The 17,112-nt window shown below is 51.4% G+C and carries 15 protein-coding genes; 11 read left to right on the top strand and 4 right to left on the bottom strand.

Annotated elements, in window-relative coordinates; translation table 11 throughout:
• Positions 1-12: 12 nt before the first annotated feature.
• The 10 genes from ACZ520_RS02620 to ACZ520_RS02665 all read left to right on the top strand — a co-directional run bounded on the left by ACZ520_RS02620 (position 13) and on the right by ACZ520_RS02665 (position 11,768).
• Complete coding sequence (locus ACZ520_RS02620) at positions 13-573, top strand: inorganic diphosphatase (RefSeq protein WP_088566304.1); 561 nt, start codon at positions 13-15, stop codon at positions 571-573.
• Positions 566-805, top strand: a complete 240-nt coding sequence (locus tag ACZ520_RS02625) for a DUF1653 domain-containing protein (protein WP_088566303.1) — start codon at positions 566-568, stop codon at positions 803-805. The genes ACZ520_RS02620 and ACZ520_RS02625 overlap by 8 nt, the downstream gene beginning before the upstream one ends.
• A gap of 11 nt (positions 806-816) precedes the next feature.
• Entirely contained in the window at positions 817-1,842 is a 1,026-nt protein-coding gene (locus ACZ520_RS02630; protein ID WP_464127402.1) for an NAD(P)H-dependent flavin oxidoreductase, read from the top strand.
• A 160-nt stretch (positions 1,843-2,002) separates the two neighbouring features.
• The gene (locus ACZ520_RS02635) at positions 2,003-3,352 is read left to right on the top strand and encodes a hypothetical protein (protein WP_464127404.1); all 1,350 of its coding nucleotides are present in this window, start codon (positions 2,003-2,005) and stop codon (positions 3,350-3,352) included.
• Positions 3,353-3,385: 33 nt separating this feature from the next.
• Positions 3,386-4,471 (top strand): imelysin family protein, encoded by a 1,086-nt coding sequence (locus ACZ520_RS02640; RefSeq protein ID WP_416479509.1) that lies wholly within the window; start codon positions 3,386-3,388, stop codon positions 4,469-4,471.
• A gap of 12 nt (positions 4,472-4,483) precedes the next feature.
• The gene (locus tag ACZ520_RS02645; RefSeq protein ID WP_464127407.1) at positions 4,484-5,992 is read left to right on the top strand and encodes a di-heme oxidoredictase family protein; all 1,509 of its coding nucleotides are present in this window, start codon (positions 4,484-4,486) and stop codon (positions 5,990-5,992) included.
• A 328-nt stretch (positions 5,993-6,320) separates the two neighbouring features.
• Positions 6,321-8,057: a chemotaxis protein CheA gene (locus ACZ520_RS02650; RefSeq protein ID WP_416479508.1), complete on the top strand. Its 1,737-nt coding sequence runs from the start codon at positions 6,321-6,323 to the stop codon at positions 8,055-8,057.
• On the top strand, positions 8,054-8,818 hold the full coding sequence (locus ACZ520_RS02655; protein WP_416479507.1) for a chemotaxis protein CheW: 765 nt from the start codon (positions 8,054-8,056) through the stop codon (positions 8,816-8,818). The genes ACZ520_RS02650 and ACZ520_RS02655 overlap by 4 nt, the downstream gene beginning before the upstream one ends.
• The gene (locus ACZ520_RS02660) at positions 8,818-10,374 is read left to right on the top strand and encodes a chemotaxis protein CheB (protein ID WP_088566296.1); all 1,557 of its coding nucleotides are present in this window, start codon (positions 8,818-8,820) and stop codon (positions 10,372-10,374) included. Before ACZ520_RS02655 ends, ACZ520_RS02660 begins: the two co-directional genes overlap by 1 nt.
• A gap of 8 nt (positions 10,375-10,382) precedes the next feature.
• Positions 10,383-11,768: an aldehyde dehydrogenase family protein gene (locus ACZ520_RS02665; RefSeq protein ID WP_464127410.1), complete on the top strand. Its 1,386-nt coding sequence runs from the start codon at positions 10,383-10,385 to the stop codon at positions 11,766-11,768.
• A gap of 44 nt (positions 11,769-11,812) precedes the next feature.
• On the opposite strand, the gene ACZ520_RS02670 is transcribed toward ACZ520_RS02665, so the two are convergent.
• Entirely contained in the window at positions 11,813-12,019 is a 207-nt protein-coding gene (locus ACZ520_RS02670; protein WP_015089744.1) for a hypothetical protein, read from the bottom strand.
• A gap of 192 nt (positions 12,020-12,211) precedes the next feature.
• Here ACZ520_RS02670 and ACZ520_RS02675 point away from each other — a divergent pair, with 192 nt between their 5' ends.
• Positions 12,212-13,147, top strand: a complete 936-nt coding sequence (locus ACZ520_RS02675; protein ID WP_464127412.1) for a hypothetical protein — start codon at positions 12,212-12,214, stop codon at positions 13,145-13,147.
• On the opposite strand, the gene ACZ520_RS02680 is transcribed toward ACZ520_RS02675, so the two are convergent.
• From ACZ520_RS02680 to elbB, 3 genes are all read right to left on the bottom strand, one after another.
• Entirely contained in the window at positions 13,144-15,144 is a 2,001-nt protein-coding gene (locus ACZ520_RS02680; protein WP_088566293.1) for a response regulator, read from the bottom strand. The two genes, ACZ520_RS02675 and ACZ520_RS02680, sit on opposite strands and share 4 nt — an antisense overlap.
• 123 nt (positions 15,145-15,267) lie before the next feature.
• Entirely contained in the window at positions 15,268-16,359 is a 1,092-nt protein-coding gene (locus ACZ520_RS02685) for a D-alanine--D-alanine ligase family protein (RefSeq protein WP_088566292.1), read from the bottom strand.
• A 72-nt stretch (positions 16,360-16,431) separates the two neighbouring features.
• Positions 16,432-17,085, bottom strand: coding sequence for an isoprenoid biosynthesis glyoxalase ElbB (gene elbB, locus ACZ520_RS02690; RefSeq protein WP_088566291.1), 654 nt, complete (start codon positions 17,083-17,085; stop codon positions 16,432-16,434).
• Positions 17,086-17,112: the final 27 nt, after the last annotated feature.

Raw genomic sequence — 17,112 nt, forward strand, 5'->3', positions numbered from 1 at the left:
AACGGAGGCTCTATGAATCCCTGGCATGATTTGAGTCCCGGAGAAAAAGCTCCGGAAGTGGTGACCGCGCTGATTGAAATTCCCGCAGGATCCAAAACCAAGTTTGAGCTGGACAAGGTTTCAGGTCTTTTGAAAGTGGACCGTGTGCTTTACAGCTCGGTTCACTATCCTGCCAACTATGGATTTATTCCGCGCACCTATTGTGGCGACCATGACCCGCTCGACATTCTGGTGTTGGGGCAGGCGCAGGTGTATCCACTCAGTATCATGCGCGCCCGCCCGGTGGGTTGTATGCGTATGCTGGATCAGGGCGAGATGGACGACAAGGTCATCGCGGTTCATGAAGATGATCCCGAGATGGCCCACATCCATTCGATCAAGGATCTGGCACCGCACCAGTTGAAGGAAATCCGCAACTTCTTTGAAATCTATAAGGGCCTTGAAAATAAAAAGGTTGAAGTTGAAGGCTTCCACGATTTGCCGGAAACCCTGAAGATCATCAAAGAGGCTTTCGATCTGTACAAACAAGAGCGCACCCATCTGTTGAAACAGTCGGAAAGATCCCATGATTAAAGAAACCACCCACGACATCGTCGCTGGTGGCATCTACCAGCATTATTCCGGAAAGCAGTACCGTGTGATCGGTGTTGGCCGCCACAGCGAGAGTCTGGATGAAATGGTGTTCTATGAATCTTTGTACAACAACTCGGTGGGGCGTCTGTGGTGCCGGCCCCTTCCCATGTGGAATGAAATCGTCGAAGTCGACGGACAGAAAGTGCCGCGCTTCAAATTCCTGTTCAAGTAACGAGGTCCCTTATGCCTGAAACCCGCTGGAAGCTGACAGATATCCCTGTAATCCAAGGCCCGATGGCGGGAGGATATACGACGGCCGAGCTGGTTTCTGCCGTCAGCAACAGCGGGGGGCTGGGGTCGATCGGGGCCGGTTACATGTCGCCGGAATCTTTGCGTTTGCTTATTCAGAAAGTAAAAGCTCTGACGGCAAAACCCTTTGCCGTGAATCTGTTCATCCCGACGTCCCCGGCAGTGGATCTGCTGCAGGTGGAAAGAATGAAGAAGCTTCTGCTGCCATTCTATCGTGAAGTGGGAATGGATTCTGTGCCGGAGCTTTCCTATGATCCCGGTCTTTTTCAAAAGCAATTTGCCGTTGTGCTGGAAGAAAAAGTCCCTGCTTTCAGTTTTACTTTCGGGTGCCTCAAGCCGTCCGAGATGGCGGCACTGAAATCTCAAAACGTATTTATCATGGGCACGGCCACAAGTGTGGAAGAGGCTCTGTATTTGCAAGCTCAGGGCTGTGATGCGGTGGTTGCCCAAGGGCTAGAGGCCGGGGGACATCGCGGTTCTTTCCTGGATGGAAAGTTTCCTTTGTTGCCAGCGTATAAACTGGTGCAGGACTCTGCCCCGCAGTTGCAGATTCCGGTGATTGCCGCTGGTGGAATTGTGAATAAAGCTGACATGCATACGATGCTTTCTGCCGGTGCCGGCGCCGTACAAATCGGCACGGCTTTCCTGGTCTGTGATGAAAGCGGAGCTTCCCGGGAATACCGGGATCTTTTGCTCAAAGGAAAGCCCGAAGACACGGAGCTGATCAAAGTCTTCAGTGGTCGCTGGGCCCGAGGATTGAGCAATCGGTTTTCCCGTGAAATGAAAATCCACGAAGCCGATACTCCGGACTATCCAATTCAGCACTGGCTGACCACGCCCTTACGAAAGAAAGCACAGGAAAGTGGACATTCCGAATTTCAATCACTGTGGTCAGGGCAGGGTTTGGGGGCTTTGCGCGCGTGTTCTGTGGCGGAGTATATGGCCTCATTGCGCCAGTAGAATTTTCAAATTATACAGGAGTTTCCGCCACCTAGGGTGGGCTTATCAATAAGCTTTCAGTTGGCATTCAGGGCCTTCTCACTTATCTCTAAATAGATGCGGGGTCTTTACAGTTTCCGGGGGCGGGCCTACAAACGGGCCTCACTGGAGATCTTGATAAATGAAATGGGCCCTTGCACTTATTTTTGCCATGTCTTCTGCTGCCCAGGCGCAGGAGAAAACCACGACCACAACGACGACGGTGATTCAAAGCACGTCGACCACTGAAAGCACGCCAAAGATTGAAACTCAGGCGGAAGAAGCGCCGGTATTGACTCAAGTGGCGACTGTCACCGAAGTCAAAAAAGAGTACCCGCAATTTGAATTCACTTCTTACGGCTATATCTCTTTCGCTCAGGGTGAAACGTTTAAAACTGTTCAGAACCTTGAGCCGATCGTTCGTCGTTCCATGGATCTGGCAGAGTTCGCATTCGAAGGTGAGTACAAACTGACTGACAGCTCCAAAATCGAGTTCGAAGTTGAAATCGAACACGGCGGCGTCGGGACCACCATCGAATTCGATCCATTCGAAGAGTTCGGCGAATTCGAACAGGAAATCGAAAAGGGCGGTGAAGTCGTTCTTCATGAAATCTACTATAAAAAGGATTTCAAAAAGACCGACACGGCTGTTCGCATCGGTAAATTCCCGTTGTTCATTTCTTTGGGTTCGGTTCTGACCAAGCCACACAAATATCCGACCATCCTCGCGTCCGATCTGGAAGGTCGCATGCTGCCACTGGGCTGGACTGAAACCGGTGTGGGGCTTGAGCAAAAAATCAAATACGGCTTCACAGCGCGCGCCGCTTTGGTGAACGGCCTGAATTCTGAATTCTTCCGTACTTATTCCTGGGTGGGTGGCGGTTATCAACGTCACTTTGAAAGTATGAACGCCGACAATCTGGCGACAGTGTTCAGTCTGGAGTGGGGCAATATCTCCAAGGGCACCGGGATCGCCTTTGCCCAGTACGCGGGTGACACCACTGACAACCGCTACAAAGTCGACAAACTGAAAGTTCCGGCGGAAGTTCGCATCACCACGCTGATGGGTAACTACAAATGGAAAGGCCTCGGTATCGCGGCCGAGTACATCGAAGGTTCACTGGAAAATTCAGACAAAGTTTCCGCAGCCAATGCCACTTTGGGTGGCCTGGCAAAACCAAAGGCGTTTGCGCCATTGGGCCACAAAGCCCGCTTGGAATCAGTCCAGCTTTCCTATGACTGGGAAACACCGGGCCTGGTGTTCTTCCTGAAAGCGGAACACGTGAACACCTTTGCTGATGTTCAGGGAAGCATCGTTAAAAATCCACGCTACGACGTCAGCCGCCGTTCCGGGGGTTTCATGTGGATGTGGGATACGGCAGCCTTCATGAAGGTGCAGTACGCTCGTGACAAAACCGAACTGGAAGGCTTGCCTGAAACCTATCAGGCCAACGTGGCCTTCGGTTTCGACCTGTCCGCTTTTGAAAAGTAATTTATTTTTTATTAACAACCAAGGAGACTTAAAATGAAAGCTCTTAAAATGATGTTGGCAGCAGTGGCGTTCGCGGGTGCGACGGCTCAGGCTGCAACGAACAAAGAAATTATCAATCACGTTTCTTACAATGTGATTCTTGCGACTTATAATGACCTGGCGACTAAAACTGCGGAATTGTCTGCAGCGGTTGACGCTTTGGCAGCTAACACCAATCAGGAAAACCTGGATAAAGCTCAAGCCGCTTGGCGCGCAGCCCGTATCCCTTGGGAAAGCTCTGAATCCTTCCTGTTCGGTCCGGTGGATTCTTTGGGTATTGACCCCTTGTTAGACACTTGGCCTTTGAACAAACTGGATCTGGATTCTGTTATGTCCTCCAACCGCAAGATCACGGTGGATCTGGTTCGTGCACTGGGGACCAACCTTCAGGGCTTCCACACTTTGGAATATCTGTTGTTCGGTGACGGCAAAGTATCCAACACAAAACCAGCAGCGTCTTTGACAGCAAAACAACTTGAGTACTTGAAGGCAAGTGCACAGCTATTGGCAGAGCACACGGCGGAACTGGCGCACGCTTGGACGACAAACTATGACCCGGAAAACCCAGCGGCTCCAGGTTACGTGAAAGTGATCAGCACTCCGGGCTTGAACAATGAATTCTACTCTTCTGAAAGAGCCGTCATGGAAGAATTCGTTCAAGGCATGATGGGTATCGTTGACGAAGTTGCCAACGGTAAAATGTCTGACCCAATGGGTGCGGATATCGGTTCTGCGAACATGGCTTTGGTGGAATCTCCATTTGCATGGAACTCTTTGAAAGACTTCCAGCACAACATCCGTTCCGTTTACAGCATCTACACAGGCCACTACAAAAACAACAAGGGTCCGGGCGTAAAAGCTTTGGTTGAAAAAGTTGATGCGTCTTTGGCTGCTCGTGTTGAAGCTGACATCCTGAACTGCATCGCTTTGATCGAAGCGATCCGTCCAGCAGGTGGTGGTGACTTCGGTCAGGCCATCTTCACCAAAGAAGGCCGTGCCCGCACTCAAGCGGCGATTGATGCTCTGAATGCACTTCACGCAACACTAGAGTCTGAAGTTCTTCCGACTCTGGACATGTAATCGGGAAATAATATGAAGGCTTGGATTGTACTGACTGTTTTGAATTTCATGGCAGGGGCGGCGGTTGCTGCTCCTCAAATTGACATGGACTATGTTCACGCGGAGAAATCCGGTGGCGAGACCACAGTGTTTTTCAAAGGCCAGTCCATCTGGGCCTTCCGTAACCCGGCTGCAAATTTGTCTGAAGAAGAGATCGCTCGTCACCTGACGGGCGACGCTCTTTTTGAGAGAAATTTCTCTGATGATCCGAACCGTTTCGAATACGGTTTGGGTCCGGTCCACAACAACACCAGTTGTAACGCCTGCCACGCCAAAGACGGCCGTGGTGCTTTGCCGGTGGTTCCTTTCAATAAAGAATGGGTGCCTTTGCGCCAGAATGAAGCGGTCTTCCTGCGTATCAGCATCGAAGACGGTGTGAAGAAACCAAAAACAAAAGAAAATAAATTCGGCGCTCCGGTGCCGGTTCCGGGTTTTTCGGATCAATTGTTCCACCTGGGTTCTTTGGGGGTTCGGGAGGATCTTCCGGGCACAGGTCAGGCGCAAGTCTGGATGAAGTACGAAAAGTCCCAGTTCACCTATCCTGACGGGGATGTGGTGGAGCTTCGCAAGCCTGTGTTTAAAGTTACCGGCGCGTATGATGAGTACTTTGATTCTGTGACTGGCGAAATGAAAAGCCGTCTTTATGAAAAAGACGTTCGCATGGGCGCGCGTATCGGGACGCCGATGATTGGTTTGGGCTTGCTTGAGGCGATCAAAGAAGCCGACATTTTGGCTTTGGCCCAGCGTGATTTGTCTGCCGAAGGTGTTTCCGGGAAAGCCAACTGGGTGTTTGATATCGAAAAAAGCATGGCGGGTGATCCGTACCCGGTTTCCATGGGTCGTTTCGGTTTGAAGAACAACACACCCTCTGTATTGCACCAGTCTTTGGGGGCTTTGCGTGGTGATATCGGTGTGACGAACTATGCCTTCCCGGATGAAAGCATCGCGGGAACTCCGCTGTATGATGCTTACAGAAGCGATCGTGAACCACATGCAGGGTTGGAAGCCACGGATCAGGTTGCCAACGACATCGTATTTTATTCTCAGACCCTGGCAGTCCCGGCTCGTCGTGGGGCGACTGAAGCCGAAGTGATCCGCGGTGCGGGGATTTTCCATCAGGTCAGTTGCACAACCTGTCACCAGCCAAGCTTCACAACCGGAGATCACCCGATCAAAGCGTTCGCGAATCAGAAGATTTATCCATACACCGACATGCTTTTACATGACATGGGGGATGGTCTGGCCGACGGTCGCCAGGATTTCGATGCTGACGGCCGCGAATGGAAAACTCGTCCTTTGTGGGGCATGGGGCACACTCAAACCATCAACCCTCGCGCGGGCTTCCTGCATGACGGTCGTGCGCGCACTTTGGAAGAGGCTATCTTGTGGCACGGGGGCGAAGCGGAGTACTCGAAAAACAAATTCGCACGACTTCCCAAAGCGGATCGTTCCGCTTTGATTCAGTTCATCAAGTCGTTGTAATAACTTGATTCGGTATGAACTGATCAGGTGAAAACTGGACCACAGATTTGTGGCAAAAGACAGTTCAGACATAGTATCATCAAATCTAAGCTTCTATTGGGGCTGGTAAGGAGGTGATGCTTATGGTTAAAAACGTAGACATAACCAAGGCGGAGGTGACGTCCTCTTAGGACGCCTAGACCTTCGCCGAGGGTTCGAAAGAATCATAAACCTAAGAGCGACCGTAAGGTCGCTCTTCTTATTTGTGGCACTTGTAATTCAAATCTGGCCTAAATAAACTGCCTTCCGTTCTAACTTAAATCCCTGAAATACCGATAAATTCCCTTATATGTCGGACGAAAACAAACCCCAGGACAACCAAGAGGTGGATCTTTCTGCCTTTATCGACTTTGAACAGGTCGAAGAGGTGTCCCGTGCGTTCTTCGAAGAGTCCAAGGAAATTCTGGAAGATCTCGACAATCTGATTCTGAAGCTGGAAAACAATCCGGAAGATCAGGATCAGGTGAATGTCCTTTTCCGAAAAATTCACACCATCAAAGGCAGTGTGGGGGCTGTTCCCGGCGGACAGTTGCTGGGTTCCCTTGCTCACGAATTTGAAGCTCTTTTAACTCGCATCAAACGTGAATCCCGTCCGGTCACCAAGGACTGCATTGATCTGTTCCTGAAAAGCTCACGCATTTTGAAAGTTCTGGCGCAAAGCCTGCGCGACAAGCGTGAAGTTTATCCGGAAGAGCTCAGTGAAGCCATTGAGGTGATTTCCGCTTACGGAGTTTTTGATTTCGGGGATGAGTCGGCTGTTCGCAGCCCGCGTCCCGCTGTCAGCCGCACGACCTCGGCCTCTGATGAGGAGGGTGTGTGGCTGTCCGTAAAACAACTGAATGAATTCCTGCGACTGTCCGGCGAGCTTCTGGTGTTGAAAAATTTCTTCCAGATGATGAATCAGACGGTGAACTTCCGGATTCAGCCCGAGGTCTTTGAACGTCGTCAGAATGATTTTGCCCAGAATCTGGGGAAAATCTGCGATCAGTTCCAGGGCCAGGTGCAGACGGTCCGCAAGGAAAAAGCCGGGGACAGTCTTTCCGGTCTGCCGCTTCTGGTGCGCCAGGCTTCGACAGAGCTGAATAAGAGCGTTCATCTGGAGTTCACCGGCTCGGATCTTCTGATCGACAAGGGCCTTGGCAAAGATCTTTATGAGTGTCTTGTGCATCTGGTGCGAAACTCCATCGATCACGGGATCGAGGATCAGTTTGAAAGAGCCGTGCAGGGGAAGCCGACGATTGGTTTGCTATGCCTGGACGTGCATGAAAAAAACGGCGCTGTTCACGTGATCTTTAAAGACGACGGCAAGGGGCTGGATCGTGAGCGTATTCTTCAGCGCGCGGTCAAAAATGCCCTGGTGACCGAAGACGCTGCCAAAGCCCTGAGCGATGAGCAGATTTACAAGTTCATTTTCAATGCCGGGTTTTCGACGAAAGAAAAAGTCACAACCATCTCCGGCCGTGGTGTCGGGATGGATATCGTTCTTTCCACCGTGGAAAGATACAAAGGCCGCATTCATATTGAAAATCATCCGGGGGCCGGGGCGGCCTTCCACCTGGAAATTCCAATTCCTCAGCACATCATGGTGGAAAGCGCCTTGCTGTGTGCGTGGAACTCTTACCAGTTGGCGGTGCCTTTGACTTCCGTGGCGCACATCACATCGTGTGACGAATTGCAAATCACCACTGTGGATCATCTGCGCTATTGTCAGTTCAGTGGAATGACTGTGCCTATTTTGAACTATCACGAGATCCTGAACCTGCGCACCTCCGTACCGGAAGAGGCGGTTCGCAAGTCTTCGGCCGTGTTTATCCGCCTGAAAGAGGCCGTGTTTGCCCTGCTGGTGGATCGTATCGAGGCCCAGACCGATCTGGTCGTTAAGTCCTTTGGTTCGATGATCGGGGAACAAAAGGGCTTCAAGGGCATTTCCATCCTGGCGGACGAAAAAGTGACCTACATTGTGGATCCGGAAAAAATGATGGCTTTGATGATGTATGAACAGCAAACGCACGAGGAGGCCGCATGAGTGATTTCTTCGGTGATGACTTTACAGCGGAACTCAAAGCGTATTTCCTGGACAGTGTGACCAGGGAAATAGACAAGTTCATCGATCTGACGGACGAAAAACTATGGCGCCGTATTCTGTCTGAGGTGAGTGAGCAAACACGCGCCTGGGCGGTGGATGCCAAGACAAATGAGTTTATGCATCTGGCTGAATGGCTGGAAGGTTTTGATGAAAAGAGCCGCAACCTGGAAGGGGCTGCGGAGTTGATCAAAGCCTTGAAAACTCTACGGGGCTATATTGAAGCTCTGGGAATTGACAAGACCGACACCGCCGATCTGGCGACACGTTTTGCGCTGAATGCGCAGAACTTGCGTGAAATTCTGCTGCTGCACTGCCGTTTTGGGGTGCAGGAATTTGCGGTGCCGATTTTAAGTGTGATCGAAATCAGCGGCAAGTTGCCGCTGTTTGATCTGCCGGAAAGAAAAGAGGGTCTTTTGGGTGTGATTCCATTCCGCGGCGAAGCCGTGCCGGTGGTCAACCTGCAGGATCATGGTTTTGCCCGGATGGATGCCGATAATTTCTTCTATGTGATCTGTGAAGAGCAGGGGGTTCGTTTCTGCCTGCAGGTCACAGACACTGAAGACATGATCAGCGTCAAAGAAGCTGATCTGCAAAATTTTGAAAACCAATCCACTATGATGTCTGCGAACTTTGTTCACCAGTTTTTCATCAAAGACCGCCGCAGTATTATGGTTCTGGATCTAGAAAAACTGGTGGCTTGATGAACACTCATTATCTTTTTCCCGGTAAACTTGCGGCCTTCAAAGAAGAGACCGTGATTTCCACTCTGCTTGGTTCCTGTGTGGCGGTGGCTCTGCATGATCCCACGACCCGCATTGGGGGCTTAAATCACTATTTGCTGGCCGACGGCATGCCGGATGAACGTGAAAACACCCGCTACGGCGCGCATGCCATTCCCCTGCTGATTGAAGAATGTGTGCGTCTGGGGGCCAACCGCGGTCGCCTGCAGGCAAAAATTTACGGTGGCGGTAACGTCATCAGTGTTTCCCAGATCGGTGAAGGCATCGGCAAGCGCAATATCGAGTTCGCCGAAAAGATACTGCGTGACTGCGGTATTCCGGTCGTGGAAAGAAACGTTGCCGGTGAATCCGCGCGCACAATCAAAATGAACACGGCGACTTTCGAAGTTATTCATAACTCCTCTGGCGGCGGTGTTGATAAACCTGTGGATGTCTCGGGCTTCAGACCCTTGGCAGTGGCCAAAAGCGTGAAGGTGCTGGTTGTCGATGACTCGGCCACAGTGCGAACTCTGTTTACCAATATCTTCACAAAAAGCGGACTTGAAGTGGTGGGCTCTGCTGCTGATGCCTATCAGGCCCGCGAAATGATTCTAAGCAAAAAGCCTGACGTGCTGACTCTGGACATCGAGATGCCGAAAATGTCGGGCGTGATGTTCCTGGAAAAGCTGATGAAGCATCATCCGATCCCGGTGGTGATGGTTTCTTCTTTGGCAAGCACCGGGGAGGCTGCCATGAAATCCCTGGAACTGGGGGCGGTTGAGTTCGTGCACAAACCTTCACAGTTTGATCCGGCCGTACTAAAAGACCTTGCCGGCATGCTGGTGGACAAAGTTCGTGCGGCTGCGTCGGTGAATATTCTGAAAAAGTTAAAAGAGACTCCCGCGCCTCTGGAAATCAAAACCACAACCTTTGCAGCTCCAACGCGCCGTCGGGCGGCCGAGTTGAAAGTGGTGGTGCTGGGTGGAAACGCCGGCAGTGCGGATGCGCTGGAAAAGTTTGTTAAAGGCCTCGCCGCCGATACACCTCCCGTGGTGGTCGCTTGCAGTACGGTGGCGAACTTTGTGACGGCTTTCATCAGCAAGCTGAAAGCCGGTTCGAAAGTGACTCCGGTGGTGGGTAAAGACGGGGACTTCCTAAGAATGGGTCACGTTTATTTTATTCCTGCTGAACATCACGGAAAAATTGTGACCGGTCCTCAGGGGCCCGTACTGAGTCTTTCCAAAGGAGCTCCGGTGTCGTCGCAATTGCCTTCGGCGAATGTGCTTTTCAATTCCGCAGCGCAGTCTTACGCCCAGGGTGTTTATGCACTGCTATTGGGCGGTTTCGGCACCGACGGAGTCGACGGCCTGGTGGAAGTGCAAAAACGCGGTGGCGCCAGCGTGGTGCAGCACCCGGAAGAAGCGCAATTTCCCTATGCTCCGCAAAAAGCGATTGAACTGGGAGTGGCGGATGAGATACTTAAAGCCGACATGTTGGCGCATCATCTGATGCAGTATCGAAACCAAAACTTATATTAGGATCTTCGTTGGAACTGCAAAACTTTATCGGAGGGGCCTTTGTCCCTTCCGACAGTCAGAAAACCTTCGCAAAAATTTCTCCTTTTGATGGCACTGAACTGGCGCGCGTGACGGCGTCGGATGCCATGGATGTGATCAAAGCCATCCAGTCCGCAAAAAAAGCCGCACCGGTGATGAAGGAACTTTCATTGTCTGATCGCGCCGCTTTGTTGTTGAAGCTGGCTTCCGCGCTGGAAGAAAAATCCTCTGAATATGCCTATCAGGAAGCCCTTCATCAGGGCCTGTCACAAAGTTTTGTACTGCAGCACAGTCTGCTTCCGGCCATCAAAATTCTAAAAGACGTGGCGGGAAGTCTGCATCAGCCTTTGTCAGCACAAGTGCTGCCTCAGCCCGTGGGGCTTGTGGGCATCATTGCTTCTTGGAATCTGTCTTTGCTTTTGGTTATTGAGCGCATGGCCCCGGCTTTGGCGGCCGGGAATGTGTGCGTGGTGAAGATCTCGGAACTGTCACCGATCACCGCACAAATTCTGGGCGAAGCTTTGCAAAAAACCGAAGCCCCGGCAGGCGCGGTGTCTTTGCTTCAAGGCGATGCCGAAGTGGGTAAGATCGTAGCGGGTCACCCCAGTATTCACGCGGTGACGGCGGTGGGGAAGACATCGACAATGGAACAAATTGCCAAAGCAGGTCTTTCGCAGTTTAAAAAACTGCAACTGGCTGGCAGTGTGAAAAACTCCTGCATCGTATTGGCGGGAACTGATTATCAGGCGCATATGCCCGAGATTATGAAATCCTTCCTGCTGGGGCAGGGACAGCTTTGCTGGAACAGCTCTCGTTTGTTCCTTCTGGAATCCATGTCCGCTGAGTTTATTGAAGCGATGAAAGCCTATCTTGATAAGTTGCAGCCTTTGACGGACCCGAAGGGTGATTCCCCGTGGACGCCGTTGATTACGTCCGCCCGTCGCGAAGAACTGCAGAAAAAAGTTCAGGAAGGCAAAGTCGAACACGGCAAAGTACTTACTGGCGGCGACAGTGCTTCGGGCCCAGGTTTTCACATGAAGCCCGTGATGATGCTGGATCTGCCGAACTGTTCGGTGCTGCAGCAGGATGAGTTGCAGGGACCACTGTTCCTGATGACTCCGGTCAAATATCAGCATGAAATTCTAAAATGGGCGAACACGTCTTATCTGGCTCAGTCCGCAGTGGTCTGGGGCCCTCAGGAAAAACTGGCCAAGGTGGTTTCACAACTGGATTGTGCGCAAGTGTGGTTGAATCAATGGCAGCCCAATTCCGAAAGCAATGTGTTTGGATTCAAACAATCCAGCTTCGGAAATCCAGACAAAGCCTGGTCAGGCACCTTCTATTCGGATGTTAAGATCTTGACGGGGACCCTGTAACGTCAAAGAGGTGACGAAATCCCCGTCGAAAAGTTGACCGGACCCTAGTTCAGAATGTGGGTGCGGTTGCGGGTTTTGACTTCGCAATGAGGGCAGAAAGCCTCTTCCTTCACTTCAGAAACTTCCCGGTCGGCAATGTGTTTTAGCTCCAGTACAGTGCCGCAAAGTATGCAATTGTTTTGGGAAATGATGAACTCACGGTGTTGTGGAGAGTCCGCTTTTTCGAAGTAGTTGATCTTGTTGTAATTCATGCGCCTCTAATCCTTGGCATTTCATCGTCATCCTGACGAAGTCTCTTTCCCAGAGCATCTCTGTGCCACTGCAAAACCTGTTCACAGCCCAAAGTCCGGAATCCGATCACAACAACCCGTTATATCCAACAGGCTCCGGGCCGTAACTTGTAAGGTCCCGTTTCCGATCTGCAAACTTCGAAAGGGTTCGATATGAAATACGGAATGAATGCAATTTTGGTGGCGGTTTTGGCTGTAACTGGGGGTTGTGTGGAGGTGCGGGATAAAGAAGACACAGATCCCGTGAAACCCATGGTTCAGGTTAACAAAATCAGCCGTATGGTGGTCGACGGCGAGATGTACCTTTTTAACGGCGCTTTTCTGACTCGGCCGGAACTGGAACTGGAGCTGCGTAAAGCCTCCAAAATATGGCCAGTGGAAGAGTTGGAGTTTCACTATAAGGAAGTCATTCTGAAAAAGAATGCCGTTCTCTATACGATGGGCCACCGTGTGCGCCTGCATATTGACCGCCTTGAATCCGACGGCGCAAGAATCCAAACGTTATCCCCAGAGTTCAAAGCTGGCATCGGTCAGGCCGGACGTCATGGCGGACATATTCTACTGGATGTGGGAACAGCCAAAGGCTCTTTGCGAATTCAGATGCTGGGCCAGGACGGCGCAGTTGGGAAAGCCGGAGCCGCGCCAGATGAATCCATGCGAGGACTTGCCGGAGAAAATGGTAAATTCGCCCTGTGCGCGAAATCTGGCGAGTATTTCGAACTGGCCAGTGGAAAAGACGGCGGCAGAGGTCGTACAGGCAAATCCGGCAGCAATGGTTCCCCGGGTGGCGACAGTGGCACTCTGGAAGTGGTGATACAGTCTGGGAAAGAATTTCAGTTGGATCACTATCGCAATCCCGGCATGGGCGGCGCAGGCGGCTCGGGAGCTAAAGGTGGGCCGGGCGGTTATGGCGGGAAAGCGATGGGGATGGTGAAAGGATCGGACGGAACGTTCCTTCCTTGTTCATACAAAGCTTTGGACGGAAACCAAGGACCGGAAGGTCATGCTGGCGTCAATGGTCAGCCAGGCCCCCCGGGGGCTTTGCAGTCCATCTGCATCACCCGTCAGAAGATCATCGAATGCATCTAAGTGGATTCCATCGAATAAGTCAAAATCGTATGAATCAATGATTCGACCTGCACGGGCTTTGTCAGATAGTCCGTGCAGCCAGCTTCAAGGCAGCGTTCACGGTCATCTTTCATCGCGTGGGCCGTCAGGGCGATAATCGGTTTGGAGTAACCAGCCTGACGCAGTTTGCGGGTGGCCGTGTAGCCATCCATCACCGGCATCTGAATATCCATCAGGATGATATCAAATTCTTTCTCAAGCGCTTTGGTCAGGCCTTCCTGACCGTTCGTTGCCAGCGTCAGATTGGCTCCTCGTTTGGCCAGCATTCGCTGAATCAAAAGTCGGTTGTCTTCAACATCATCAACCAGAAGAATGGAAGTGGATGAAAGCTGCTCGCCCAAGTGAACTTCTTTGGCCGGGGCGGGGGCGATTTTTGCCGTGTGGATTTTCGGGATATCCAGAGCGATTTTTACAATGAATGTGCAGCCTTTGCCCGGCTCCGAGTCTTCCAGAACCACGTCACCACCCATCATCTGCGCCAGACGGCGGGACAGAACCAGCCCCAGGCCGGTGCCTTCATATTTGCGCGAAACCGAATTGTCGATTTGTGAGAAGGCCTGGAACAGATTCGATCTTTGCGACGATGAAATCCCAACACCCGTGTCTTTGATGGTGAACAGCAGGTTGTTGCCAGAGATCTCGTAGGTCATGCGCACATAACCCTGATCGGTGAACTTGATGGCGTTGCCGATGATGTTGGTCAGGATCTGGCGCAGGCGCAAAGGATCGGTGCGGATCATGTCCGGCACAATGCCACGGCGGTTGAATTCCACATGCACCGGCTTGTCGCCCACGCGGGCGACCATCAGGATGTGCAGGTCCTCCAGCAGGGAATTCAGATTTACCGGGTGGCTTTGCATTTCCAAGTGACCCGCTTCCACTTTGGAAAGATCCAGAATGTCATTGATGATGCGGGTCAGATGCTCGCCCGTGCGGTGAATGATGTTCACGTACTGCAGTCGTTCACTTTCATCCAGATTCGATTCCTTCAGCAAATCAGAAAAACCAATGATGGCCGCCAGTGGAGTGCGGATCTCGTGGGACATATTGGCCAGGAATAAACTTTTTAACTGACTGGCCTGTTCGGCCTGCTGTCGTTCGCCGATGCTGCTGCTTAGATGGTGGGCCATCAAGTTAATGGACTCGGCCAGCTGCCCCAGTTCATCGCCGGAACGAACAGGCACATGAACATCAAAGCGTCCTTCACCCACCTCGTGGGCGGCGTTGTTCAGTTCGGACAGACCTTTGGAAAGATTGCGGCTGAAACTGATCGTCAGGAAAAGGCCTGTTCCCTCCACGATCAGCACGGCAAAGATCAGCGTGACCATCAGCATGTTTTCCAGCCAGCGCGATCCCTCACCCAGAGTGTAAGAAAACGAGGCTTCCAGCACTGTCAGGCGGTCATTCAGATCGTCGACACTGTTTAGGGCTTTGAAGATTTCTGATTCGGGCGCATTTTTTTGAATCAGCATGTGCAGGTTTTCACCCATGACAATCAGCTCTTGAGTCATCTGGTCACCTTCGCGCCAGATCTCAAGGGCCTTTTTCACGTGTTTGAAATTATGAAATCTCAGCACCAGTGAAATCACGCCGGGAATGTCATCCGGATGAACTTTTCCTTCCAGCAGGCCCTCTTTGGCCTTGGCTGTGTCTGGCGGAACCTGTTCCAAAGCATTACGCGCTTTGCTGTCGCCCAAAGGCACTCGCACGTTTTCCTGGAAAACGGTGTAGAACTGCGGATCACGGGTGCGGGCATACTTATGCAAAGTAATAACAGCGTCTTTTTGACCTTTCGACCACATGCTTTCGCCGGCCACGAAGGCGCGAACGGAAGACAAAGAATTCATGGCGAAATACAAAGTGAAAAGCTCCAGGGCAATGAGAAGTGCCATGACGCCGATAACGATATACAGCTTGTTTGCGACCGAAAGGTATTTCCAGAAACGTCTGATGCCCATGCGAGTAGTGTATCGACTAAATAGGCGATGAAATAAACAAAAATGTTTTTTGACGGCGCTTCAGGACATAAGAAGGAAGACCCTGAAAATTTTCAGGGTCTTTAACACGATTATTGCAGAAAGTTAATCCAAGTAGCTGGTTTTGAGGCTTTGCTCGCCTTCGAACTTCTCAAAGCCCAATTGGATCAGTTGAGAAATCAAATCCTTGTAGTTCAGGCCCGAGGCCTCCCACATTTTAGGATACATTGAAATCTTGGTAAAACCTGGAATGGTGTTGATCTCGTTGATGTACAACTCTCCGTTCGGGCGAATGAAGAAATCCACACGGGTCAAACCATCGCAGCCCATGGCCTGATAGGTTTGTTCGGCCATTTTTTGAACGGCTTTGGTGGTTTCAGCAGAAAGCTCCGCCGGAATTTTCAAAAGAGCGCCGTTGTCATCAATATACTTAGCCTCGTAAGAATAGAATTCATGCTGCGGGATCACTTCACCCGGCAAAGAGGCTTTGGGTGCGTGGTTGTGACCCATCACGGAACACTCCACCTCGCGGCCCTGGATGAACTCTTCCGCCAGAACTTTGGTGTCAAACTGGAAGGCGTCTTTCAGCTTCACGACAAAATCTTCCGCCGTTTTGATCTTGTGAACACCGACAGAAGAACCCGCGTTAGCCGGTTTGATAAAGAACGGGGAGCCCAGTTGTTTCACGATTTCGTTGTAATCGTTTTTCTGATGCGGAGTTAGCAGCAGATAGCGGGCATTGGGGATTTTCGCCACGGCCAAAAGACGTTTCATGATCTCTTTGTCCATGCCGGCGGCGGAAGACCAAACTCCGCAACCCACAAATGGAAGCTGAACCATTTTAAACAGCCCCTGGATTGTGCCATCTTCACCCATAGTTCCGTGCAGAATAGGGAAGGCTATGTCCACAGAAGTTTTGGATTGATCTTTCAAAGAATAAAGAACCGGCTTTCCCTGCAAAGACATCAAAGCGACAGGTTCGGCCTTGGAGGGAAGGGCCTGGTCGACAATCTTCGTCGCCTCAGAGAAAACACCCATATCCGGGAAACGATACCAACTGCCTTCCTTGCTGATTCCGATCAAAACAGGCGTAAACTTATCTTTATCCAAAGCATCCGCCACATTCTTCGCCGAACGCAAAGACACTTCATGCTCTGCAGACTTGCCACCAAAAATCAAAGCCACAATCTTTTTCATATCCAAACTTCCTCTAACGTCCTACGCCCTGTTTCTTACGCCAATTTCCAATTTTCTATTGTCCAGTGTCCATCAAGCCCATTCCACGATTTCATGGGCCAACCCAAAGATGCCCGTAAAGACCTCATTGGGTTTCGCATTTCCGTACATGTAAGCCGGAGTCGTCACCACTTTGCTTTCGCGGTCGGTGATATAGTCATCCACCGGGCATTCTTCATGAATGGCGCCGGTTTTTTGAATTTCAGCCGCCGTCGCTGCGTCGTCACCGATAGTGACGGTGACTTTTTTGTCGCCCAGAACTTTCGCCACCAGAACCGGAGCGATGCAAAGGGCTCCGATAGGCTTGCTGGCGGAATGGAATTCAAGGATCACACGTTTTACATCCGGATTCACTTCGCACTGAGCGCCTTTTTCGGCCCAGTTGCTCAGGTTCTTCGCGGCGCCATAGCCACCCGGAAAAACCACGGCATCAAAATCTTTGGCATGAAGTTTATCGAGGCTCTTGATCTGACCGCGAGCGATGCGTGCGGCTTCAATCAGCAGGCTGCGTTTTTCGCCGTCGGCTTCGCCATTGATGTGATTGGTGATGGGAATCTGAATGTCCGGAGCGAAGCACTGAACTTCGGCACCGGCCTGGTGAAGGCCGATCAGCAGACTGACGGACTCAGTGATTTCGCTTCCGTCGCGGTGACCGCAGCCAGAAAGAACAACGGCAATTTTTTTCATAAAACCTCCACAGGAGGTTTTAGCCTA

This window comes from Bdellovibrio sp. BIS2 (genome assembly GCF_055398295.1).